This window comes from Lactobacillus sp. ESL0230 (assembly GCF_003692805.1).
Lineage (GTDB): Bacteria > Bacillota > Bacilli > Lactobacillales > Lactobacillaceae > Lactobacillus > Lactobacillus bombicola.
On record NZ_REHI01000003.1, the window covers coordinates 102,444 to 124,985 of the forward strand.

General features: G+C 31.3%; 24 protein-coding genes and 1 pseudogene. 16 read left to right on the top strand and 9 right to left on the bottom strand.

Going from position 1 to position 22,542, the window contains the following annotated elements; genetic code table 11:
- The first annotated feature begins 6 nt into the window (after positions 1-6).
- Genes F5ESL0230_RS00835 through F5ESL0230_RS00845 form a run of 3 tightly spaced genes read left to right on the top strand, consistent with a single transcriptional unit; the run spans position 7 to position 3,044 of the window.
- Positions 7-861 carry a PRD domain-containing protein gene (locus F5ESL0230_RS00835; protein ID WP_122021202.1) on the top strand — a complete coding sequence of 285 codons (855 nt, stop codon included), beginning with the start codon at positions 7-9 and terminating at the stop codon, positions 859-861.
- Positions 854-2,287: a PTS transporter subunit EIIC gene (locus F5ESL0230_RS00840; RefSeq protein WP_369931531.1), complete on the top strand. Its 1,434-nt coding sequence runs from the start codon at positions 854-856 to the stop codon at positions 2,285-2,287. Before F5ESL0230_RS00835 ends, F5ESL0230_RS00840 begins: the two co-directional genes overlap by 8 nt.
- Complete coding sequence (locus F5ESL0230_RS00845; protein WP_122021204.1) at positions 2,277-3,044, top strand: ChbG/HpnK family deacetylase; 768 nt, start codon at positions 2,277-2,279, stop codon at positions 3,042-3,044. The genes F5ESL0230_RS00840 and F5ESL0230_RS00845 overlap by 11 nt, the downstream gene beginning before the upstream one ends.
- 219 nt (positions 3,045-3,263) lie before the next feature.
- On the opposite strand, the gene F5ESL0230_RS00850 is transcribed toward F5ESL0230_RS00845, so the two are convergent.
- From F5ESL0230_RS00850 to F5ESL0230_RS00865, 4 genes are all read right to left on the bottom strand, one after another.
- Positions 3,264-3,728, bottom strand: coding sequence for an IS3 family transposase (locus F5ESL0230_RS00850; protein ID WP_233551629.1), 465 nt, complete (start codon positions 3,726-3,728; stop codon positions 3,264-3,266).
- A 25-nt stretch (positions 3,729-3,753) separates the two neighbouring features.
- Positions 3,754-4,080, bottom strand: a complete 327-nt coding sequence (locus F5ESL0230_RS00855; protein ID WP_122021206.1) for an IS3 family transposase — start codon at positions 4,078-4,080, stop codon at positions 3,754-3,756.
- A gap of 59 nt (positions 4,081-4,139) precedes the next feature.
- Complete coding sequence (locus tag F5ESL0230_RS00860; protein ID WP_122021207.1) at positions 4,140-4,664, bottom strand: helix-turn-helix domain-containing protein; 525 nt, start codon at positions 4,662-4,664, stop codon at positions 4,140-4,142.
- A gap of 108 nt (positions 4,665-4,772) precedes the next feature.
- Entirely contained in the window at positions 4,773-5,573 is an 801-nt protein-coding gene (locus tag F5ESL0230_RS00865; RefSeq protein ID WP_122021208.1) for a MurR/RpiR family transcriptional regulator, read from the bottom strand.
- A 370-nt stretch (positions 5,574-5,943) separates the two neighbouring features.
- Between F5ESL0230_RS00865 and F5ESL0230_RS00870 the strand changes: the two genes are divergently transcribed.
- The 5 genes from F5ESL0230_RS00870 to F5ESL0230_RS00890 are packed head-to-tail and all read left to right on the top strand — an operon-like array spanning position 5,944 to position 9,582.
- Entirely contained in the window at positions 5,944-7,038 is a 1,095-nt protein-coding gene (locus F5ESL0230_RS00870; protein ID WP_122021209.1) for a tyrosine-protein phosphatase, read from the top strand.
- On the top strand, positions 7,028-7,474 hold the full coding sequence (locus F5ESL0230_RS00875; protein ID WP_122021210.1) for a PTS sugar transporter subunit IIA: 447 nt from the start codon (positions 7,028-7,030) through the stop codon (positions 7,472-7,474). The genes F5ESL0230_RS00870 and F5ESL0230_RS00875 overlap by 11 nt, the downstream gene beginning before the upstream one ends.
- The gene (locus F5ESL0230_RS00880) at positions 7,455-7,931 is read left to right on the top strand and encodes a PTS sugar transporter subunit IIB (RefSeq protein ID WP_122021211.1); all 477 of its coding nucleotides are present in this window, start codon (positions 7,455-7,457) and stop codon (positions 7,929-7,931) included. Before F5ESL0230_RS00875 ends, F5ESL0230_RS00880 begins: the two co-directional genes overlap by 20 nt.
- Positions 7,928-8,737, top strand: coding sequence for a PTS sugar transporter subunit IIC (locus F5ESL0230_RS00885; RefSeq protein WP_122021212.1), 810 nt, complete (start codon positions 7,928-7,930; stop codon positions 8,735-8,737). Before F5ESL0230_RS00880 ends, F5ESL0230_RS00885 begins: the two co-directional genes overlap by 4 nt.
- Positions 8,734-9,582, top strand: a complete 849-nt coding sequence (locus F5ESL0230_RS00890) for a PTS system mannose/fructose/sorbose family transporter subunit IID (protein ID WP_122021213.1) — start codon at positions 8,734-8,736, stop codon at positions 9,580-9,582. Before F5ESL0230_RS00885 ends, F5ESL0230_RS00890 begins: the two co-directional genes overlap by 4 nt.
- A 1,682-nt stretch (positions 9,583-11,264) precedes the next feature.
- On the opposite strand, the gene F5ESL0230_RS00905 is transcribed toward F5ESL0230_RS00890, so the two are convergent.
- The 3 genes from F5ESL0230_RS00905 to F5ESL0230_RS00920 all read right to left on the bottom strand — a co-directional run bounded on the left by F5ESL0230_RS00905 (position 11,265) and on the right by F5ESL0230_RS00920 (position 13,845).
- Positions 11,265-11,672: a hypothetical protein gene (locus tag F5ESL0230_RS00905; protein WP_122021216.1), complete on the bottom strand. Its 408-nt coding sequence runs from the start codon at positions 11,670-11,672 to the stop codon at positions 11,265-11,267.
- Between the two features lie 254 nt (positions 11,673-11,926).
- Positions 11,927-12,355 (bottom strand): hypothetical protein, encoded by a 429-nt coding sequence (locus tag F5ESL0230_RS00910; protein WP_122021217.1) that lies wholly within the window; start codon positions 12,353-12,355, stop codon positions 11,927-11,929.
- Between the two features lie 248 nt (positions 12,356-12,603).
- Entirely contained in the window at positions 12,604-13,845 is a 1,242-nt protein-coding gene (locus F5ESL0230_RS00920) for an MFS transporter (protein WP_122021219.1), read from the bottom strand.
- Between the two features lie 367 nt (positions 13,846-14,212).
- Here F5ESL0230_RS00920 and F5ESL0230_RS00925 point away from each other — a divergent pair, with 367 nt between their 5' ends.
- Entirely contained in the window at positions 14,213-15,112 is a 900-nt protein-coding gene (locus F5ESL0230_RS00925; RefSeq protein ID WP_122021220.1) for a helix-turn-helix domain-containing protein, read from the top strand.
- A 272-nt stretch (positions 15,113-15,384) separates the two neighbouring features.
- On the opposite strand, the gene F5ESL0230_RS00930 is transcribed toward F5ESL0230_RS00925, so the two are convergent.
- The gene (locus F5ESL0230_RS00930) at positions 15,385-16,404 is read right to left on the bottom strand and encodes an SLAP domain-containing protein (protein WP_122021221.1); all 1,020 of its coding nucleotides are present in this window, start codon (positions 16,402-16,404) and stop codon (positions 15,385-15,387) included.
- A 557-nt stretch (positions 16,405-16,961) separates the two neighbouring features.
- Between F5ESL0230_RS00930 and F5ESL0230_RS00935 the strand changes: the two genes are divergently transcribed.
- Entirely contained in the window at positions 16,962-17,306 is a 345-nt protein-coding gene (locus tag F5ESL0230_RS00935) for a hypothetical protein (RefSeq protein WP_122021222.1), read from the top strand.
- A 64-nt stretch (positions 17,307-17,370) separates the two neighbouring features.
- On the opposite strand, the gene F5ESL0230_RS00940 is transcribed toward F5ESL0230_RS00935, so the two are convergent.
- Positions 17,371-18,132, bottom strand: coding sequence for a DeoR/GlpR family DNA-binding transcription regulator (locus F5ESL0230_RS00940; RefSeq protein ID WP_122021223.1), 762 nt, complete (start codon positions 18,130-18,132; stop codon positions 17,371-17,373).
- A 197-nt stretch (positions 18,133-18,329) separates the two neighbouring features.
- Here F5ESL0230_RS00940 and ulaG point away from each other — a divergent pair, with 197 nt between their 5' ends.
- The 6 genes and pseudogenes from ulaG to F5ESL0230_RS08525 all read left to right on the top strand — a co-directional run.
- Positions 18,330-19,403, top strand: coding sequence for an L-ascorbate 6-phosphate lactonase (gene ulaG / locus F5ESL0230_RS00945; RefSeq protein ID WP_122021224.1), 1,074 nt, complete (start codon positions 18,330-18,332; stop codon positions 19,401-19,403).
- A gap of 24 nt (positions 19,404-19,427) precedes the next feature.
- Positions 19,428-19,904, top strand: a complete 477-nt coding sequence (locus F5ESL0230_RS00950) for a PTS sugar transporter subunit IIA (RefSeq protein WP_122021225.1) — start codon at positions 19,428-19,430, stop codon at positions 19,902-19,904.
- Positions 19,905-19,906: 2 nt separating this feature from the next.
- Positions 19,907-21,397: a PTS ascorbate transporter subunit IIC gene (locus F5ESL0230_RS00955; RefSeq protein ID WP_122021226.1), complete on the top strand. Its 1,491-nt coding sequence runs from the start codon at positions 19,907-19,909 to the stop codon at positions 21,395-21,397.
- A 15-nt stretch (positions 21,398-21,412) separates the two neighbouring features.
- Entirely contained in the window at positions 21,413-21,718 is a 306-nt protein-coding gene (locus F5ESL0230_RS00960; RefSeq protein WP_122021227.1) for a PTS sugar transporter subunit IIB, read from the top strand.
- A gap of 9 nt (positions 21,719-21,727) precedes the next feature.
- The gene (locus tag F5ESL0230_RS00965; protein WP_090093891.1) at positions 21,728-22,366 is read left to right on the top strand and encodes a 3-dehydro-L-gulonate-6-phosphate decarboxylase; all 639 of its coding nucleotides are present in this window, start codon (positions 21,728-21,730) and stop codon (positions 22,364-22,366) included.
- A gap of 87 nt (positions 22,367-22,453) precedes the next feature.
- Positions 22,454-22,542: pseudogene (locus F5ESL0230_RS08525) on the top strand (xylulose 5-phosphate 3-epimerase); the annotation flags it as partial.

The window sequence follows — 22,542 nt, forward strand, 5'->3', positions numbered from 1 at the left end:
AAGCTAATGCAAGTTATTAAAAAAATTAATAATAACGTGGCAATTTGCTTAGATCAAAATCATGATGAATTGGTAGCATTTGGTAGAGGAATAGGTTTTCCAAAAATTCCATATGAATTAACCGACCTGAGCAAAATAAGAATGACTTTTTATCGTATTGATACATACAATTTCAAGTTGATGAAAGAAATTCCTGAAAATATTTTAGATGTAAGTGCGGAAATTATTCAAAAAGCTCAAGCTGTACTTAAACATGATCTGAATCAAAATATTCTTTTTAGTTTAGCTGATCATATCAATTTTGCTATTAAGCGTTCAAAAAATAATATTAAAGTTAACTACCCTTTTTCTTACGACATTCGTTCATTTTACCCTAAGGAATATCAAATAGGGGAACTAGCTTTAAAGTTAATCAAAAACAAGTTAGATATTCAGTTACCGCTAGAAGAAAAAATTGCAATTGCTATGCACTTTATTAATTCACAAGTAGTGACTACATTACAGTTAAGCGAATCAAGCTTCAATTCCATTGCTGAATTAGCAATTAAAGAAGTTGAAAAACAATTTGATTTAAAAATTGATTGCAATGACTTTATTTATAACAGGTTTGTGACACATTTAAGATATTATTTGAAGCGGCTTGAAAGCAATGAACAAATTAATGATGGATCAAGCAAACTAATTAGAACTAGTTTTAAGCAAAATTATCCCAAAGTTTGCCAATGTACGATAGATATTGTTAATCAAATTGATAAGCAATTAAATACAGTTAGTACCGATGATGAGGTCTTTTATTTAATGATTTATGTTCAGAGAATGATTTCACAGACAAGTCAGAATGAAGGAGAAAAAAATGAGTAAAAATTACCAAGATATGGCGCAACAAATTGTGCAAAAAGTTGGAGGAAAAACTAATGTAGTCAGTGTAACTCATTGTATGACTAGATTACGCTTTAACCTAAAAGATATGAGTATTCCCAAAGATACTAAAATTAAAAACATTGTTGGTGTACTTGGTGTAGCACGTTCAGGTGGGCAGTATCAGATTATTGTAGGTCAGACAGTTAATGAAGTTTATGATGCAGTTGTAGCTACTGGCAATTTGACTGAAGCAGCACCTATTAACGAAAACGTTGAGCAAACAAATAAAATGCATGAAAAGATGACTTTGAAATCTGTTGGTAATACTGTTCTAAATAAGATTTCAGGTAGTTTAACGCCGCTAATTCCAATGTTGATTGCAGCATCAATGTTTAAAATGCTTGTAGCTGTCTTAGGCCCGACAATGCTAAATGTGATTTCGGTGCACAGCGACTTGTATCAACTATTTACTTTTGTTGGTGACGCAGGTTTTTATTTCTTTCCTGTAGCTATTGGTTATACAGCGGCAAAGCAATTTAATACTTCACCAATTTTGGGAATTTTTCTAGGTGCAATCATGCTTGATCCGGGATTGGTAAAAATAGTTGCTGCAGGTAAACCATTTACTGTTTACGGCTTACCTATGCATTTAACTGATTATGGTAGTACAGTTGTGCCAATTTTGCTATCAGTTTGGATTATGTCATATATTGAACGCTTTTTTAATAGGCATATAACTGCTTCTCTACGGACAATTTTTGCACCTACTTTGACGATAGCGATTATGTTGCCACTTTCTTTATGTATATTGGGACCTTTAGGTGGATTCTTAGGTGAATATGTTTCTAAAGGAATAATTTCATTTGGTCAGCTTGGTGGATTAGCTGCTATTATTGGGGTTGGATTAATTGGCGCGTTTTGGGAAGTATTAGTAATGACGGGGATGCACTTAGTAATGATCAGTGCAATGATTACAATTATTGCCCAAACTGGACACGATAACTTTATTATCTTAGGTTCACTTGCTGCAAGTTTTGCAGTTGCTGGTATGAGTTTAGGAGCTACTTTACGCTTAAAAGATAAGAAAGAAAAGTCTCAGGCATTCAGTTATTTTATTGCAAATATCATTGGTGGAGTTACAGAGCCGGGGTTATATGGTTTAGGAATTAAATATCGCAGACCGTTCATTGGCATGATGATTGGTGGTTTTGCAGGTGGTATTTATGCAGCAATTATGCACGTGTCAGGGTATGTAGTTGTTCCTGTAGCTAACTTTATGGCGCTAACATGTTATGTTGGTGGCTCTGCTACTAATTTTATTAATGGTGTGATTAGTGGTGTAATTGCATTGTTAGTTGCGGCAATTGTAACCTATGCTATTGGTGTTGAACCAAAGAAAAATAAAAGGAGAAAGAATGATGCATAATCTGATAATTAGAGCCGATGATCTTGGCTATTCTAAAGGTGTTAACTATGGTATCTATGAAAGTATTAAGAATGGCATAATTAATAATGTAGGTGTAATGGTTAATATGAAAGACACACTACATGGTTTAGATTTATTAAAGAATTTTGATTTCGATATTGGGATGCATACTGTAATTTGTGCAGGTAGACCTATTACTGATCCTAAATTGATTCCCAGTCTTGTAACAGAGGACGGATACTTTAAACCTTCTAGAGTATATCGTCAATCCAATCATGATTTAGTTAACCTAGATGAAGTCGTTATTGAAATTGAAGCACAATATAAATTTTTTAAAAAAATTGTTGGCAAAAAACCTGATTACTTTGAAGCTCATGCAGTATATAGTGAAAATTTGCTAAAAGGATTAGAAATTGTTGCCAATAAATATGATCTACCGTTATTACCATTTGATTTAAACTTGAATCCGGTTAAATTTAAAAAAGAAACAACTATCATTAGCTATATGGACAGTATGAAACCTAACTATGATCCATATAAAACATTTAACAACACAGTAAAATTTGCTTTCAATTCGTCACCGAATTATGTGCCAATGATGGTGTGTCATCCTGGCTTTTTGGATCAAAGTATTCTGCAACAATCTAGTTTGACCTTGCCACGTACTCAAGAAGTAGATTTTTTGTGCGATGCACAAGTCCGTAATCAAATATACCAAAAAGATATCCATTTAGTTCGTTACTCAGAATTAAGTTAGAAAACATAAAAATAGCATAAATATGTCATGAGTAGATCTTTAGTAGAGATCAAGAAATTATTCGACTAAGAATTACACTTGATTAAAAACTATTGGATTAAGCACAGCAATTGTAGCTGATGAACTTAAAAAAATTTTCGTTACTTTTAATTTAAAAACGAAAAAACCACCAAAAATCTTGGTGGTCTGAAGCTAACCCCCTAAAACTGGACGTTAGTTTTATATCATTTTACTTAAGGCTTGATTCCGATATTGAATCGGAGTTAAGCCTTTTAGTTTGTGCCGAATTCTATCTTCATTGTAATAACTTATCCATTCTTTCATCGCCTTAACCAATTGTTTCTTAGTATCAAAGTGATGTGTAAAATAATTCATTTCAACTTTCATAATGTGAAAGAAACTTTCCATAGCTGCATTATCATGACATGTAGCTCTTCGTGACATGCTTTGAAATACTTTATGTTTTCGTAAAGCATGTCGATATGGATTAGATTGATATTGAATTCCTTGATCACTATGGATTGTCATTCGATAATTTAATAGCTTTGGTCTTGCAGTAAACACTCCCTCTAATCCTTCTAGAACATATCTTGTTAATGGACGATCGGTGATCGTATAACTAATAATTTCACCGCTGAATAAGTCCTTAAATGGCGATAAATATACACGACTACGGATAGTCATGTTCCCATATCTAAATTCACTAATATCAGTTACGACCTTTTGATATGGTCTCAGTCTTAAACTTTTGATGGAACCGATTCTTAGCTTTCTTATTTTGTGGACCCTTTGAAGAATCATATTTACCGGCTCTCAGATTATATTTATTAGCTCCTAAATTGTTCTCACGCATTAAGCGTTGAATACGTTTATGATTAACCATTAGGTGATAAGTCATCCTCAGAGTATCAGTTACAGGCCAGTATCCATAACTGGCATGATGCTTCTTTATCATTTTGATAATTGAAACAAGTGCTTTATCACTGATTAGCTTCTTTTTTGGATGAGGATGGTACTCGAATGTACTTTTAGACAAACTGGTGTAGGGTAATATTTCTTTTAATTTAAAGCCAAATTCTTGCCTGAGTTCATTAACTATAGATCTTTCTTCGTCCGATGTCCGCGTTTCTGAACTAAGGCATCTAGTTTTTTTAGATATTCATTTTCTACATGTAATGCACGATTCTCTAAACGTAGACGTTCAAGTTCAGTTAACTCTTGAGAAGTATATTTATGCTTCTTTGCTTTAATTTTCTTTTTATGCATTAATGGTCGTCCTTGCTTAATAAATAAAGCATCAACACCGCCTTCATTTAATTTTCTTTGCCAATTCGCAATAGTGGAATGTTGTTTAATATTAAAATGATTGGCAGTAATTTGATAGCTGGCACTATGTTCTTTTCTCCAGTTTAAGACTTCTAATTTAAATTGACCACTATATCTTGTCTTAGAAAAGCTTTTTTCCAGGCCTCTGTTACCATACTGTTGATAATTATTGATCCAACCATCAATAGATCTACGTGATGTGATATGTAATTGCTCTTGAATTTCTTTTGTACTAAATCCTCTTTGATACAAATCTACTGCTTCTAATTTTGTTTTTAGTAAATATTTAGACATAAGAAAACCCCCGAATTGGAATCTTTGTCCAATTCCGGGGGTTAACTTCACTGAAGTTGCGGTTTTTTCTTGATGCTTAGATTACTCATTAATACAAAGTAATTGTTTTTATTTATCTCCAACAGCAATTCTTGTTTTCTGCATTGAATCTTTAAATTTGTCTTCTTCTTGTAAACAAAATGTTAAGATGTCAATCAAATACATATTCGAGAATTGAGAATTAATAAATTTTTCATTATCAGTAAATCTGGGATTATAAACATGAAAAATCAAATCACTAATTTGAGCAACAGGATTATCAAGGTAGCTCGTAATCGATACTATTTTTGCAGATTGCTTTTTAGCAATTTTTAAAGTATCAACAATAGATTTGGTAGTACCACTATTTGAAATTGCTAAAAATAAATCTTTGTCAGTTGAGATACTTGCACGCATTTTCATCCAATTTGGGTCAATAAAGCTCTGAGCGTCAAAACCCATTCGCATCAACCGAAGGCCAAAAGCTTCTGCTGAAACACCAGAATTACTTGAACCTATTAAAATAATATGTTCTTGACTTTTTAATAGTTTTATAAATTGTTTAATTGAATTTTGATCAATCATTTGTTGAGTATTTTTAATAACTGTTTGGTAAAAACTAAATACTTCGCTTAAAATATCATTTTCTTGTCTAGATATGTTCTTAATTAAATGCTGACTAATATCTACTTTCATATCGGAATAACTTGTACAACCAATTTTTTTAACAAAACGAGTAACTGTTGCACAGGAAGTTTTAGTATTATGTGCTAACTCAGTTATTTTCATATTATTAATTTTAGGACTGTTTTGTAAAATGTAATCAGCAATGGACCGTTCATTTTTAGAAAAGCGTAAATAATTTTTTTGTATTGCAACAAGTGGGTTCAAAATAAATTCATTCCTTTTGTGATAGTTAAAACATATTGACTTTTTATATTACTAATTATAATGAATTACTATACTTAATGAAAATTATTTTCCTCAAGATTTAATATTATTAATTATTTTTATTTTTCATTTAGACTAAATCTGGAAAGCTCAAATTGTTAAAGGATATAGGTAAAATTAAAGTTACTAATAGCAGTGCATATTTAAGATTATTTTATCAATTAAATTCTTGAAATTTTTAGTTTATGCAAATAAATTATTTGTTTATTGTGTATTTTATTTATTTTCTTTGAAAATTATTTTCTTGAAAATAAAATTGCGTAAATTATTTTCTTGTAATATAATCAATTATGAAAGGGGTTCCATAAAAATGAAAAAACAACCATATATTTTGCATAATATAAAAATGAAACGAGATGGTGAAATTGTAACTATTGAATTGTGTCATACAAAACAGCAACGTACTTATGAATTATTGGCAGGCAATACAACTAGTGTAAAGGGAATTAATACGAAATTGGCAACTAGTTCTAATGGTATTTTTCAAATTAAAGTACCACGTACAGGTTTACCCCAATACTTTATTATTAAATCTGAAAATGGTGACTTTTCAACAAATCTATTTACAGAACGAGTGCTTCCTTTGAATAATGCAATTAATATACGTGACATGGGAGGATATGAATCAAAGGATGGGAGATTTTTAAAGTGGGGGCTTCTTTTCCGTGGGGATCAGCTATCTAAACTGGATAAAAATGATATTGAGATTTTAACACAATATCATTTTAAAACCATTGTTGATTATCGTTCACCGCATGAACGGCAATATCATCCCAATAAGTTTTTATCAACGGTTATACAGATTTTAAATTGTGACCCTCAGTCAAGTTTTTCCGAAGCTGCAGCTAACGTTGTTGATTTGCGAGGAGAAAACGAAAAACTGGTGCAATCTATAAAAAATGGAGAAGTTCCTAACAAATATCTTAATGACCGTGGCGAAAATGTTATTGAAAGTTACCAAGATTTAGTTACATCTCCAGTTGCCAAACAAGCATACGGCAGAATGATCAAGGCAGTGTGTCGCAAAGAAAACTTACCTTTATTTCATCATTGTCGAGGGGGTAAGGACCGAACTGGCTTTGGTTCAATGCTGATTCTACTGTTATTGAATATAAAGGAGGAGGATATTATTCAAGATTATATGATTACCAAAACAATTCGTAAAGATCGAAATCAGCTAAAGTATGATTTGTATCGAGAACTTGTGCAAGAAAAATCATACCTTGATTATTTAATGGCGATGATAGATACAAGAAAAAGTTATATTAAAGCGGCAATTGATAAAATTTACGACTTGTTTGATACTCCAGAAAATTATTTTCAAAAGCATTTTGGCATAACAATGGATGAGATTAATAATGTAAGAAATTTTTATTTAGAAGAAGGAACGCAATATGATAGATAAATCCTCTAATGTAGCTGTTATATTGGCTAGTCATGGCTTTTTTGCAAAAGAAGCTCTACGCAGCGCTGAAATGATTGTAGGAAAACAACAAAATTGTGCATATCTTGCAGTTAAAGAAGATATGAATCTAGAACAAGCAAAAAGCCAAATGGAAAAATTATTAATGGATTTGGATACTAGTAAAGGAATAATCATTTTATGTGATATTTTAGGAGGCACTCCTTCGAATGTCAGCGGTGCATTTTGCTTAAAACAGAAAAACACTTTGGTATTAAGTGGTTTAAATTTACCAATGCTTTTAGATTTATTTACCAATCGTAATCGAAATTTAAATGAACTAGCCGAGTCACTTGAAAAATCATATAAAATGGGTTTTCAAAATATTTCAGAAAGATTTAGAGAAGAGGAACAAGAAGATGGCAGTGGAATTTTGTAGAATAGATGATCGTTTGATTCATGGACAAGTAGTAACAACCTGGTTAAATATTAAGCAAATTGAGCAGGTAATCATTGTTGATGATGCCGTTGCAAAAGACAAGATTCAATCGAACGTTCTAAAAATGAGCGTACCGCGTAACATTAAATTGCATATTTTTACTACAGAAAAATTTTTGAAAATTGTTCCTAATAATCCAGTAACTAGAAGAACAATGCTGTTGTTCGCATCTCCGTTTACAGTGGAAGAAATTGTTGATAGTGGTTATAAGATTGAAAAACTAAATATTGGTGGTATTCGTGGTAATGATAAGCGTAAGCAATATACTAAGGCTGTGTTTTTAACAGATGACGAAAAATGTGCATTAGAGAAAATGATGGATCAAGGAGTTGATATTGAAATTCAAATGGTTCCAACTGATGGAGCTGTGAAACTAAGAGAGGTTTTAGAGAAATGAAAGTCTTTATTTTAACTGCTTTAGCTTTTCTCTTAGGAATTGATGATGTTAGCACTAAAATGTTTCGTAGACCGCTTTTGATAGCACCAATTGTTGGTATTATTTTGGGCAATTTACAAGCAGGATTAATTATTGGTGCTACTTTAGAAATCATGTGGATGGGAATCGGTGATGTCGGTGCTTATATGGCACCAGATTTAATTACTGGGACAATGATTAGTACATCGCTTGCAATTATGGGAAATAGTAATGGGTCGATTTCAACTATGGTTGCGACTGCGATCACATTAGCTGTTCCTACATCAATTTTGGCACAACAATTGCTTGTCTTAATTGAAACTGTTAACTGTTCTCTTAACGGCTGGGCTAAGAAGTTAGCTGATAATGCTGATGTAAAAGGAACATATTGGTTGACTTGGCCACCAGCACTTTTATATGGTTTTACTCGTGCATTTCCTACCTTTTTAGCTTTACAGTTTGGTGCAGGAGCTATTCAGCAAGCAATTAATGATTTACCAAAGTTTATTATCAATGGTTTAAGTACAGCAGGATCAATTATACCATCAGTGGGTATTGCCTTGTTAATGATGACAATGTTGAAAAAAAGAGAACTTTGGATGTTTGTTATTTTAGGATTTGTTCTATCTTCTTATTTAAAATTAGACATTTTACCAATTACTTTGATTGCTATAGTATTTGCTTTCTTGTATGAAAGAGCAACAAGAGAGTTAGCAAATCAAGCAGTTGCAAGTCAACCTGTACAAACAAGTATTGGTGATGAAGATGAGGAGGATTATGACTTATGACCGATGAAAAATTAACTGCGCCAGAACATAAGTTAAATAATCGTGACTTATGGCGCATGTTTATGCGATTGAACACAATGAGAATTACGCTTAATTATGAGACCTTACAGGGTGTAGGTTTCATGCGAGCAATTGCTCCCGCATTAGCTAAAATATATCCTGATAAAAAAGATCTATCTGAAGCAATGAAGCGACACCTTGTTTTTTATAATTCGCATGTTAATTTCGATGCTGTGATTTTAGGTTTATCAGCTGCGATGGAAGAAACTACGCCAGCAGATGAAAAGGAAGGAATCAATCCATTAAAAACAGGTTTAATGGGACCTTTAGCTGGTTTAGGAGATAGTTTAATTAAATTTACTTGGCTGCCAATTGTTGGTAGTATCGGTGCATCAATAGCATTTGGTGGTAGTGTTTTTGGCCCTATCTTAATGTTTATTTTATATAATATTATTAACATGGGTGCACGTTATTATGCAGTTTCTTTTGGTTACAAAAAAGGAATTGATTTTTTAAATAGTAATCAGCAAAGCGATGTTATTCAAAAAATTTCAACGATGGCGAATGTTGTTGGACTAATGGTAGTTGGTGCATTAATTTCTACAGTAATCAAAATAAGTACGCCAATTAAAATTACGGTCCACTCAAACGTTTCAAGTAAGGTTGGTAATAATGTAATTAGCTTACAATCAATGTTTGATAAAATAATGCCTGGGTTATTAAGTTTACTTGTGACAACAGCAGTTTACTATATTTTGAAAAAGACTAATGGTAAGCATGCAGCGATGCTCATTATTGCAATGATGGTAATTGTTGTTGGATTAACATATTTCAAGATTTTATAGAATGTAGAAAAGTTCATTGGTATAACAAAAAATTATCAAATTTGATCATTTGAAGTCAACCCTTAAACTTGAACGTTAAATTTAGAAAGGTGTTACTTTATAGTTTTGCTAAATTAAAACTGGGGAACATCTTTTTTGTGTATTTCAAAAATAAATGATAATAATGATAAGTTTGTAGATTTTAAGAAAAATTTTAAAACTAGCGAGATTCTAGTTTGAGTCCAATTAAAAGTGAGAAGAATTGAAATTTTAGAATCAGCAATTAAATTTTCTTAAGAGCAAAATTAGTGAAAAGGCTTTATTAACAGTTTTAAATCTTTACGAGCAAATATTTATACTAAATTTATAGTTTCAAATTTTTTAAAAAATAAAACTAACTATAACTTAAAATATTATTATATTTATTGGATTTGTTAGGACTTTCGTATTTTGTTAGATTAATTTATTGAGTAAAACCCACTATTAATTTTTTATTGAAAAATAAGAAGAACCGGACTAACTAATTATTTTTACACGATTATAGGTCATTAAATTTGGTTTCATGGAAGTAATTACGGTAGTTGTTGAAAAATTTAGCTAAATATTATGTAATAAATGTACCAAACTATGACTTTATGAGAAAAGTCGGAACATTAAAAGTAATTTGGCATAATAATATAGTAAATAGTAGTTGTAACGTTAAGATATTAAATAAATTTAGAGAAACTGTAAGCATAATAAGTGTGATAGCCGAAGCAGCACTTGGACAAGTTGATACTTGCAAAGTAATAAAAATATTCAAGTCTAGATTTTAGCAATATAAAGATTGGAGCTATCAATAATAATGGCAAAAACTTACAATTAAAGAACAACTTTTAATGACAAAGCTGTATGGATTACTGTACTATGCGAGCTTTAGGTAGATTTCAAACTTATGGAGTTGAGAATTGGTGTTTTAGTTTTTAATGTTAAGGATTTCAATTTATTATTTTTAGTTTTATAACAGTTAATTAATTTTAAAATTTTAGTGATTTATATTTATAATAATTACTAAAATGTGAAAGGAAATAAAAATAAGTAAATAAATTCATTATTATAACGATTAGATACGTTAGCATAAATATATCATAAGCAGATTCTTAGTGGAGACTCAAAAACTATTAAATTAATCACAGCAATTGTAGCTGATGAACTTAAAAAGATTTTCGTTACTTTTAATTCAAAAACGAAAAACCACCAAAAATCTTGGTGGTCAAAATTGTTTTAAAGCTGTTTTATTTATATTCTCTAAAAAAATATTTAATAATCTTTTGATAAACCATTTCAAAAATAAAAATAATTACAAAAAGATATGTAAAACTTATTATACTATCTGAAACCTTGCTAAAGATATTTATACTATGAATTAGCATCAATATTTCAGTATCAAATTTATTTAGTAATGCAACAATTAATATAATACAAATAATATGTATAAATATAAAGTATTTAATTTTTTTAGATTTATTTTTATTTTTCATTAGGCATACTCCGAATCACTTTACATAATATTAAGACTGTCTTAATTGCTTAACCTGTATTGAATTTTAGCTAAATTTCTTTGTTAGTATTGGTATTTGCCAAAGCAGTATTTAAAAGTAATCCTAAATAAGATAAGCTAAAAACATTGTTTTAATTATAGCTTTAGCAGATGTTTATATGAATTACCTTTTTGTAAAATAAAGTTTGTCTACTTTCCAATAGATGCTATTTTCTTTTTTCATATCAACCCCGATTGCTTTCCCTTTAATTTCTGTACCATACCAATCAATATTTTTACTTCCACCTTGGTAATCGGAAGTGTTTTTGCAAGAATCTCTCTTATTAAGGTGAACTAAAAAAGAATAGATTCTTTTATCACTTGATACTGCTCTCATTTGTTTGGTATCATGATTTTTAATCATTGTATTAATTTGATAATCTAATTCATAAGGAATATAAGATCCTGAATAAAAAAGGTAAGGGATATAACTTCCTAGTAATATGATATAACCCCCTAGTAATATGATATAACCCCCTAGTAATATAATTAATACAAGCACAATGTAAGTTAGTTTATGATTATTATTCATTAGAATACCGCCAGTTAGTAAACACTATTTTTATAAAAAAGTTAACCTATACAAATATTATACAATAAAAATTAGTTTATACATTTAGTGAATAAAATAAAAACTACTTTAAGCATTAAGGACAAGTTGATACTTGAACTTGAAAAGGCATTATCATAATTGGCAAAAAAGTTGCTGGTATCGTAATTAAAATAGCAAGTAAAAAAAGCAGTTAAGAATAACTCTTAACTGCTTTTTATTTAACTTAGATTAAATTAGTTATTTACTTTTAAATTATTACCGCCCAATATGATCTTTGTATCAGAAACTTTTATGTAGCATTCATTGCTCCTCTTTTGACCAATATCTAAATATTGATCGGCCACCCGATAGAATGGCACAGCTTTACCTGTAGTTTTATCAGTAATATCAATCATAGAAGTTACTGTAATACTACCTCCTTTATGATAGTTTGGCCTATTATCTTTCTCTATTACTTTTTCGCCCTTTGCGTTATATAAATATCCATCATTAACAAACAATACATCAGTATAGTTAGTATACCTAGGTAAAGGCTGTCTAATTTTTTTGACACTATATTTATTAATAAAATCATTAGTCCCCTTTATCCGATAAAGATTAGTGCCTCCATTGTATCCGTCACCTTTTTTGAGTAAGCCATTACGTCCCTGGTAAGAGTACAATTTCTGCCTGCTTTGATTATAAATGCGCGTGTTGCAGTTTTATTTTGCGTTTAGTCAGTTGTTTATGCTGCATGATTGGTTAAGACTAGTGGTAATTACTGGCACGGTGGCCAAAGCAACTGCCGTTAAACTTAGTTATTGCTTTATACTTTTTAAGAAAGTGAGAACTAAAAATGAATCCAAAGCTGAAAGACAAATCTGATTTACACAAAGAACATAAAAAGCCATATCAGTTACTTGATAAGTATTTAAGGTTTTTCATTGGGCCTGGCTACTACTACTTTTATTACTATTCCTAAAATGACCAAGCTAACCCCTAATAGAGTATATAAAGCTAAATTTATATTAGCAGAAGCGATTGTAGTAATAATGGCAGTCATCAGGGGGGCGCTTATAATAAGGATGGTATTCAGAGCTCCCATGGACGATGCCAAAATATTTTGATCAACAGTAGAGACTAACCACTGCATCATTTTCGGAGAAATAGTCCCAATAAAGATTCCTAAAAAAAGCAAAACGATTAAAGAAAGGAATATATTTTTAGTTAAAATAGCAATAACAGTAGCTACGCTAGTTATAGCTGATAATAATGTGATTATAAAAATAGAAACTTTTTTGAATATTTGTGGTCCCAAAATACTGCCTAAAATAATCCCACATGACACCGCCGCTCCTACCAAAGCAATTGTAAAGCTATAAGATAATATTATCATGGAGTTTCTGGCAGAAGCTACCACGATAGAAAGAATTGGTTCTACTGTTCCAATAATACCATTTAGTAATGCAAGGATAATGGTAATAGTTAGTAGCCCCTTAGACTTTTTGATTTGCTTTAATGAAGTAGCAAATGTTTTAAAAAAGCCTTGCTCGTTAATCTCTTGCTCTGGTAACTGCTTATTGGCTCCAGTATATTGAACTTTAACTGTTAAAAATAATATCCCAGCTAATAAAAAAGTAACAGCGTTAATCCAAGCTAGTCCAGAGTAAGACATTACTAATAAAAGTCCAGCACCCATAAATTGAGCCAGCATAGTTATAATTTCAGAGATTCCACCGTTAAATCCAGTTGCTTCTCCTATTTCGTCTTTATTAACTAAGTTAACAATAAGAGGCATTTGTAATCCATTAGAATATGCACCCATTGAATCAGAAACTAGGTTTACTATAATTGCGATTATAACTAAATTCCAACTAGCAATATTCTTTGCGAATAATATACCTATAACAGAATATAAGACAAAACGAAATAAAGATAATAAAATAATATATTTAAATTTGTTTTTGGTTTTATCAGCGTAATACCCAGCAATAGAGTTGAAAACTTTGGGTAGTGCTTCTGAGATGGCAATTAATGATAAAGCTAATGAATAATTATTTAATTTACTTGCGTAGGTTATTAATGCTAAATAGAATAAAGAGTCTCCAGCTCCTGAAAGAATTTCAGCAATTGAAAAGGTTCTAAAATATTTATTTTTTAAAAAGACATTCATGGTTTAATCTCCTAACTTGTTATGCGGTTATATAAAGTTTGTATATCTTTTAAATTACAGTCGATAGCATAAACATATTTCAAACAACGAAAAGGCTTTTGTATATTTATGTCTTTATCTAATATTCCAAGAATTTCTTGTTTAGGGACAGTTGCAATAACAGGCAACGATTGAAAATTTTTAATTTGTTTGTTTAATAGCTTCTTTTGGAATATTTGGAAGAAGTTGATATAGTTCTAAGATTGTTGTGGGTTTGCTTAAATTAATATTTTTCATATAGAATCACTCCTTAAATGGTTTCATCAAGCATAGCAAGAAGTGATATAATTTCTCTCAAAAAGTCATATATGAATTTTAAGGGGAAATAATGAAAAAATTTGGAGAATCACTTAGAAAAATTCGAGAATCAAAGGGAGTAACTATAAAGCAAGCCGCTGGTCATACTGTTACACCAGCTTTTTTATCGAAATTTGAACGTGGGGAAAGTGAGATATCATTTTCAAAACTAATAGAAATATTGGATTATATTAATGTTGATATTGATGAATTTCTACTCCAAGCAAATAATTTTGAAAAGCACCCACAAAATATTTTTTTATCAGGACTTTCTGACGCTGTTGATGCTAAGAGTAATGTAATGCTAAAAAATTTGGAAGAAACGGAATTATTATTATACAAGAAAGAAAAAAATATACGTTATAAACATAATATTTATCTTTGTCGATTATATGCAACTATAGTAAATGAAACAGAGCCTAATATTAGTGATTGGGAACCAATTAAAAATTACTTATTTGGGGTGGAGGATTGGTCATATTATGAATTTCTTTTATATGCCAATGCTATTCCATTCTTACCTACGGAAATAATAGAACTATTAAGTAAGTCCGTATATCAAAAAGGTATGAGGTACCTATCGCTTACAGAGAATAAAAATGGATTGACTGAAACTTTGTTAAATACTATTGAAATTTTAATTAAAAGAGATAGGTTAGACATGGCAGCAACATATTTTACGCTAGTTGAATCATTATTGGATTCACCTGATTCTATATTTGAAATGATACGATTAAAGCTTTATCACGGAGCAATACTTTATATGTCTGGTAACAGTGAAGAAGGTTTACAAAATATGGATAATGCTATAAAAGCTTTAAACATGTCAGGTTATCGAGGGAATCAAATTCCTGAATTTGAAAAATTTGAAAAAATAATAGTAAAAAAACTATATGACTCTTTTAGAAAGCAAAATTGGATTAAGAAGTAAATCTATAAACATCAATTGAGTTAAGCTTCAAATTTAGTATAATAACCTGAAATATCAATATATGCTTCTGCATCTGCAGAATTATTACCAGTCTTAGAAAAATCTATTCAATCCCACTGTGACTTGTCTTGCGCTCCCCATGGAATTACATAAATCGTTCTGCTGCTTCCCTTGATATCATCTAAATATTTACTAGAAATAAATATGACAAAAAAAGTTGGTAAATTGACGTTGTAAGGACGGAAATTTACCAACTTTTCTACTATAAAATATTATTTAATTACATCTTGTTTTGAATTACTTGGTTTTATCTGTGGACCATAAATATATTTAGAACTTTCTGCTTTAATGAACGTAGCAACTTTATCTTCTGGATATAATAAATCATTTTTTAATTGGTAAAACAATTCTACTTGTTGATCCTCAGCTACCCAGAGATAAACAGCTTTGGTCACTTCTTCAATTGATCCTTTTTTTAGTTGTGGAGAAATGCTTGAAGCTACGTTAGTTTTATTAATAATTATTTCACTAGCTGAATTATGATGAATATATTTTTCTCCATTTTCAGTATAAAGATAGGCGTTATCTGTTAATACAACATTCATAAAATTACTATATGGTAATAATTCTTTTCTTAATGTTCCATTATCCAATCTAATAAATTGATTATTTGTATTTTTAATCATGTAATCCCCACTATCACCGTCACCATCCTCATGGACTCCAAATAGTTCAAAATTAGAAGTTTTACCATTTAAGGTTACAGTTTGCCCCGCATTAATTAATCTTCCTGTTATTTTAGCTTTTCCATTAATAACTTGCATTACAGGAACCTTTTCAGATAATTTAACAGTTATTTCATTAGTGTATAAATAATCATTATCAACTTTTTCAACATTTATTGCTTTCACATAACCACCATGACCAATGCTGTAATATTCTTGTCCTTTGATTGTCTTATATGGCAAATAGAACCAATTCCAGTCATCATCATGGAATGAATATCTTACTGTATCTGGATCAGCTATTGTTTGTGGTTTATCAACATAGCTGATCGTTGCACCTTTTTTAAGTAACCCATTACTTCTCTGGTAAGAATATAATTTTTGACCTTTTTTATTATAAATACGGGTATTGTGGTTTAATGTTAAGGTACCGTCTGTTGCAATTTTATTTTGAGTTTGGTCAGTGGTTTGTGCTGCCTGAGCTTGGTTAAGATTAGTGGTAATTACTGGCACCGTTGCCAAAGCAACTGCTGCTAAACTAACTATTAATTTTTTACTTTTTTTCATTTTTTATACCTCATGATAAAAAAGAAATAATATATTTACTAAATTATAGTTTATACTTCAAAGTGGTACGTTTCCAGACAAAAAAGCTTGTTAAAACACTTTATGAATTTTCCCCCCTACAGCAAAAGGAAGGACTGTCAGTTCAGTCTTTCCTTTTTTCGTGGCTAGCCAATTGCACAATTAGATCAATTGAAATTATTTTAGATAAATATAGCTCTTGGTCAAGCTAATCATAAAAAAGCACATGCATTAATAATACTTTGTCAAAAATTAGTTTAAAGTCCCTTTCATACGATTCAGCACTTTAAAATATTTTTTATCTTTAATTTTTATTAATGTCGGAATACTTTCAACCTTATATTTTTTGCGTTCTTTTTTCAAAAAAAGATCACTAGCCGTATTTTCAGTATTAATGCAATAAATATTTATTTTTTGATGGAACTCTGCTTAGCCTGAGGCGAAAGCTTCTTGTCCTGCAATTAAATTTTAGCTAATACCTAAAATAAAAAATTTACCAGCTTTATTATTCCTAGTATAATAAATATAGAGGTGAGATTATGGAAATTGGACCACTGTCAGAGTGGGTTACTGCAATTGCTGAAATTGCTGCAGTTTGTGTTGCGTTATTTTTACCGTATTTTGAAAAAGTTCGTGAAAAGCGAAAAAATAATCGCAATATGAAACTTATCTTCAAAAAATTAATTGAAGGTTCTTTAAGAGATAATAATACTAAAAGTTTAGAATCATATTTTAAAATTGCTTATTTAGCCAGCGATGATGAGAATGATCAGCAATTACTTTCGGTTGTTCAGCATGCAATTGAAATTATTAAAGATGATAAAATGTCATCAAGTCAAAAGAATGATGCTATTCAAGAAATATTAGCGTTTTTAAGTGAATAATAGCTATTTAATAATCAAATTGAAAAACGAGCATAAAAAGGTAAGACTTTTTATGCTCGTTTTTTTATAGTTTAACTTGAATTACTTGCACCCCTGCCTTAATAAATTTTTCTATTGTTTTTTTAGGTGTAAAAGTATCGGTAATCAATAAATCAATATCTGATATCTGTCCAATTGTAAAATTAGAAAATTGATTAAATTTACTATAATCTGCAACAACAATCAGCTTTTTAGCTTGCTTAATAATAGCTTTATTGACCTTTGCTTCTTCCATAAATGGCGTAGAAATACCACGAGTTAAGCTTATTCCAGCACAACCAATTATTGCCCAATCCGCATAAATTTTCAAAAAGGCATCCACGGCCCATTCACCACTCATAATCAGTTTGCGGCTGATATTACCACCGCTTAAGATTATTTTACTATTACTTTTTCGAATATCTAAGTTTCCAGCATAGCCGTTGTTAGTCAAAATATTAACATCTTTTTTAAGTAAATAAGGAATTGCTTCAAAGGCAGTTGTGCTTGAATTAATAAAAATCCAACTATGTTTTTCAATATGGGCTGCAGCTTCTTTGCCAAGGCATTGTTTGATATAACTGACTGAATCTGTTAATGGTATTTCTTCTGGCTTAACTAAAGTTATCAGTCCTTTGTCTTGTATAACTTTACCTTGATTAGCAAGATAACTACAATCCCTGCGCATGGTCATTATTGAAACATTTAATTTATCGCTAAGTGCATTAAGAGAAAGCGTCTTTTGATGATTGAGCAAATTAATAATTTGTTTTCGTCTATTTTTTATTTCTTGATATGAATTTTTCATTAGCAGATTTCCTCAATAAATTTTTTATCGCTCTATTTTTATCATAAAATATGAAAAAATATCAATATTAACGACTTTTATTTGAAAAAAATATCATAAAAAAAGATAAATATCATAAAATACGATTGAAAGCGATACCAATAAACAATATAATTTACCGTGAAAACAAACCAAGATTGTCTTACAGGAGGAACAAAATGGCTCAACCTAAAAATATTAATGATGTTACACCAGCTGTATTTGCGGAAAATAATTTTCCTGAATGGGGAACTTTCTTAAACGAACAAATTGCAAATAAAGAGGTACCAGAAAAATCTTTTGCAATTTGGTGGTTAGGCTGCATGGGAACATGGCTAAAAACACATGAGGGTACCAATGTTGCTATTGACATGTGGAATGGTACTGGTAAACACACACATGGTGATGGCAAAATGCGTCAGGGTCATCAAATGATGAGAATGACTGGTGCAGAGACTATGCAACCCAATATGCGTAATAAACCTTATGTAATTGACCCATTTGCAATTAAAGATTTAGATGCGCTTTGCGTTACACATACCCACCATGATCATTTAGATATCTATACTGCTGCTTGTGTTAATAAATACTGTCCCAATGCAAAATTTATCGGCCCACAGGGGGTAGCAGATGAATGGATTGACTGGGGTATTCCTAAAGAAAAAATTACTGTTGTTAAGCCAGGAGATGAAGTTGAAGTTGGCGCAGCAACAATAAAAGCTTTGGAAGCTTTTGATCGCACCGAGTTAGTTACTGAGGATGACCCTAATGTAAAATTAGCGGGAACCATGCCGATTGAAATGGATAAGGTAGCGGTTAACTATTTAGTTAAAACATCAGGTGGAAATTTATATCATTCTGGTGACTCCCATTATTCTAACACTTTTGTTAAACATGGTAATGAAAATAAAATTGATGTTGCCTTATGTGCTTATGGCGAAAATCCGCGTGGTATCACAGATAAGTTAGATGATTCACAAGTTTTACGGATGGCTGAAGCGTTGAATACCCAAGTTATTATTCCAATGCACTATGATATTTGGTCTAATTTTTATAGTGATCCTAAAGATATTTTAGCTTTATGGGAGAGAAAGCGATATCGTTTGCAATACGGATTTAAACCTTATATTTGGCAAGTAGGTGGTGAATTTAATTTTCCACAAGATAAAGATAAATATGAATATATGTATGATCGCGGCTTCCATGATGCATTCAAAAATGATCCTGACTTGCCATTCCCTGAATTATTATAATTGTATTAATGGCAGGAGAAAATCATGCTACCTTATTTTTTAGAAAATAATCTAATCAATATTAGTTCACAGCATCCTAAAGACTGGCAAGAAGCGATTCGAATTTCCGGGGAAATAATGAAAAAGAATAATTTGGTAACCGATAAATATATTGACCAGGTAATTGCTGATATCAAACAATATGGTCCATATATTGTTATCGTACCTGGAGTTGCTATGCCACATTCACAAGCAGACAGTTTGGATGTTCTAGGAACCGGAATTGGGTTAACAATATTCCCCGAAAAAGTTTCCTTCGATCATAATGATTCTGAAAAAGATGCACAATTATTTTTTATGTTAGCAGCAAAAGATAATGCAACACATATGAAAAATATTGCTAATCTATCTAATCTGCTAATGGAAGAAGGAATGATTGAAGATTTGTGTCAGGTAAAAAATTTAGCAGATTATCGCAAAGTTATTCAAAAACATGATTCAAGTAAAGAAAAGAGCAAATAAAAATGCAGAATATTTTGAATGCTTTATTGGCTGTTTGGAGCTATTTTGCTACTAATATTTTAAATCAGCCAGCCTTTATGATAGGTTTTATTGTTCTAATTGGTTATATTTTAGAACATAAAAAATGGTATGACGTTTTGTCAGGCTTTTTGAAAGCAACTGTCGGTTACTTTATTTTGGTAGCTGGTTCAGGTGGACTAGTTAATACTTTTAGGCCAATTCTAGTTGGCTTAAAGGCACGCTTTCATTTAAATGCGATGATAATTGATCCATATTTTGGACAAAATGCGGTTAATGCAGGAATTATGCAACGCTTTGGGCGCTCGTTTGCTGATACTATGTTATTGCTATTATTTGCATATGTAATTAATATTTTGTTGGTTAAATTTTCAAAATATACAAAATTACGGGCGGTCTTTACCACGGGTAATGTCCAAGTCCAGCAAGCAGCAACTGCTTTTTGGTTAATTCTATTTTGTTTTCCAAGTTTAAATCGATTATCTATTTTAGCTATTATGAGTCTGATTTTAGGTTTATATTGGGCCGTTGGTTCTAATTTGACTGTTGGCATTACGCAAGAGTTGACTGAAGGTGCTGGATTTGCTGTTGCGCATCAGCAAATGTTTGGTATTTATTTCTTTGCAAAAATTTCAGAAATAATTGAAAAACACTCAATCAAAACTAATAAAAATAAAAGTAAGCGCTTAGAAGATATCAAATTGCCGAGCTTTATGTCTATTTTTAACGATAATATGGTTTCCACTTCAATCTTAATGTTAATCTTCATTGGTGCAATTTTAGTTGTTTTAGGACCTGATTATCTAATTAAGGCGCATTTTATGCAAAAAGGGCAAAGTTTTCTTTTTTATACTTTACAGACCGCCCTGCAATTTTCTGTTTACTTAGCAATTTTACAGTTGGGAGTTAGGACTTTTGTTAATGAATTAACGGAATCCTTTACAGGAATTTCTGATCGTTGGTTGCCAGGTGCAGTTCCAGGAATTGATGTGGCTGCAACCTTGGGCTTTGGTTCACAGAATGCGCAAACAATTGGCTTTATGTTCGGTGCTTTAGGTCAATTTACTATGATTATTTTATTATTGTTGTTCCACTCGCCAACCTTAGTTATTGCAGGATTTATTCCTTTATTCTTTGATAACGCTGTAATTGGCTTATATTCAAATAATCGAGGGGGCTATAAGTGTGCCATGATTATGCCCTTTATTTCTGGTTTGATTCAAGTGGCTGGGTCGGCACTGATAGCAACTTGGATTGGTATGGCCAAATATGGTGGTTATCTTGGAATGTTTGATTGGGCAACGGTTTGGCCATTCTTTACAGTTATTATGAAATATCTAGGTTTGATAGGTGTAGTTGTGATTATTTTGTTGTTGTTGGCTATTCCGCAATTGCAATATCGGGCCGATCCAGAAGGGTACTTCTTAATTACTGAGGATTATTCCGCATGGCAAAATTTAAATAAAAAAGATTAGAAAGAAAGGTATAGTATGAAAATTTTAACGGCATGTGCCAACGGTTCAGGTACTAGTTTGATGTTAATGAGAACTGTCAAGAAAACATTGGAAAAGTTGGGGTATCAAATTACACAGGCTGATCATACGTCTGTTTCTGAAGCTAAGGGAATTGCTCGCAACTATGATGTGGTATTTACTTCAGTTCCCTTCATTAATATGTTTGATGAAGTAAAAAAACGTGGTGGTGAAGTAATTGGTATCAAGAATGTTATTTCTGCCGCTGAGGTTGAAGAAAAAATAAATGCTTCAGCTATTCCTACTAAGTTTAAGAAGAATTAGGAGACAATTATGGATTTACCAAAATTACAAGTGGCTTTAGATTGTGATAATACTGCTCAAGCAATTAATGTTTTACGTCAAGTAAAAGATGAAATTGATGTCGTTGAAACTGGTACAATTTTAATTTATCGCGATGGTTTAAGTGCAGTTTCTGCTTTGCGAGCAATGGCTCCTGAAAAAATTGTATTAGCTGATGTTAAGTGTGCTGACGCTGGGACTAAGTGTGGTCAGTCATGCAAGCAAGCTGGTGCAGATTGGATGACGTGCATTAATGCGGCAACAGTACCAACTATGAGCAATGCACAAAAAGAAATTGAAGTCCAGGTGGAATTATATGAAGGTTGGGAAGACGAAAATAGAATGCAAGAATGGCTTGATCATGGTATTCATCAAGTTGTCTACCACCAAAGTCGTGATGCTAAATTTGCAGGACAAAAGTGGTCTGAAAAAGATGTTGCTAATGTTAAAAATTTAATCAAGCTGGGCTTTAAAGTTTCAGTTACTGGTGGCGTTCATCCAGAAGTACTACAGCTATTTGCAGGAGTACCAGTTTATACATTTATTGCTGGACGCGATATTAGAGAAGCTGCCGATCCACATGAACAAGCCAAAAAATTTAAGGATGAAATTAATAAAATTTGGGGTTAATTTAGTAAAAAAGGAGGGTGTTAACGGCGATGTTCGTTAACACCCTTTTTAATTTAAGCAAGTTAAAAAAGGAGTTGAATGTGCATCATGACAACTAATGCACTCGGAATTTACGAAAAAGCTTTACCACAAGATCTATCCTGGCGGGAAACGTTTGAATTAACACATGACTTAGG

Excerpts from the sequence above, each read along its gene's own strand:
- F5ESL0230_RS00835 (WP_122021202.1), top strand. The coding sequence starts at position 7 with ATGCAAGTTATTAAAAAAATTAATAATAACGTGGCAATTTGCTTAGAT.
- F5ESL0230_RS00840 (WP_369931531.1), top strand. The coding sequence starts at position 854 with ATGAGTAAAAATTACCAAGATATGGCGCAACAAATTGTGCAAAAAGTT.
- F5ESL0230_RS00845 (WP_122021204.1), top strand. The coding sequence starts at position 2,277 with ATGATGCATAATCTGATAATTAGAGCCGATGATCTTGGCTATTCTAAA.
- F5ESL0230_RS00850 (WP_233551629.1), bottom strand. The coding sequence starts at position 3,728 with ATGACTATCCGTAGTCGTGTATATTTATCGCCATTTAAGGACTTATTC.
- F5ESL0230_RS00860 (WP_122021207.1), bottom strand. The coding sequence starts at position 4,664 with ATGTCTAAATATTTACTAAAAACAAAATTAGAAGCAGTAGATTTGTAT.
- F5ESL0230_RS00870 (WP_122021209.1), top strand. The coding sequence starts at position 5,944 with ATGAAAAAACAACCATATATTTTGCATAATATAAAAATGAAACGAGAT.
- F5ESL0230_RS00875 (WP_122021210.1), top strand. The coding sequence starts at position 7,028 with ATGATAGATAAATCCTCTAATGTAGCTGTTATATTGGCTAGTCATGGC.
- F5ESL0230_RS00880 (WP_122021211.1), top strand. The coding sequence starts at position 7,455 with ATGGCAGTGGAATTTTGTAGAATAGATGATCGTTTGATTCATGGACAA.
- F5ESL0230_RS00885 (WP_122021212.1), top strand. The coding sequence starts at position 7,928 with ATGAAAGTCTTTATTTTAACTGCTTTAGCTTTTCTCTTAGGAATTGAT.
- F5ESL0230_RS00890 (WP_122021213.1), top strand. The coding sequence starts at position 8,734 with ATGACCGATGAAAAATTAACTGCGCCAGAACATAAGTTAAATAATCGT.
- F5ESL0230_RS00905 (WP_122021216.1), bottom strand. The coding sequence starts at position 11,672 with ATGAATAATAATCATAAACTAACTTACATTGTGCTTGTATTAATTATA.
- F5ESL0230_RS00920 (WP_122021219.1), bottom strand. The coding sequence starts at position 13,845 with ATGAATGTCTTTTTAAAAAATAAATATTTTAGAACCTTTTCAATTGCT.
- F5ESL0230_RS00925 (WP_122021220.1), top strand. The coding sequence starts at position 14,213 with ATGAAAAAATTTGGAGAATCACTTAGAAAAATTCGAGAATCAAAGGGA.
- F5ESL0230_RS00930 (WP_122021221.1), bottom strand. The coding sequence starts at position 16,404 with ATGAAAAAAAGTAAAAAATTAATAGTTAGTTTAGCAGCAGTTGCTTTG.
- F5ESL0230_RS00935 (WP_122021222.1), top strand. The coding sequence starts at position 16,962 with ATGGAAATTGGACCACTGTCAGAGTGGGTTACTGCAATTGCTGAAATT.
- F5ESL0230_RS00940 (WP_122021223.1), bottom strand. The coding sequence starts at position 18,132 with ATGAAAAATTCATATCAAGAAATAAAAAATAGACGAAAACAAATTATT.
- ulaG (WP_122021224.1), top strand. The coding sequence starts at position 18,330 with ATGGCTCAACCTAAAAATATTAATGATGTTACACCAGCTGTATTTGCG.
- F5ESL0230_RS00950 (WP_122021225.1), top strand. The coding sequence starts at position 19,428 with ATGCTACCTTATTTTTTAGAAAATAATCTAATCAATATTAGTTCACAG.
- F5ESL0230_RS00955 (WP_122021226.1), top strand. The coding sequence starts at position 19,907 with ATGCAGAATATTTTGAATGCTTTATTGGCTGTTTGGAGCTATTTTGCT.
- F5ESL0230_RS00960 (WP_122021227.1), top strand. The coding sequence starts at position 21,413 with ATGAAAATTTTAACGGCATGTGCCAACGGTTCAGGTACTAGTTTGATG.
- F5ESL0230_RS00965 (WP_090093891.1), top strand. The coding sequence starts at position 21,728 with ATGGATTTACCAAAATTACAAGTGGCTTTAGATTGTGATAATACTGCT.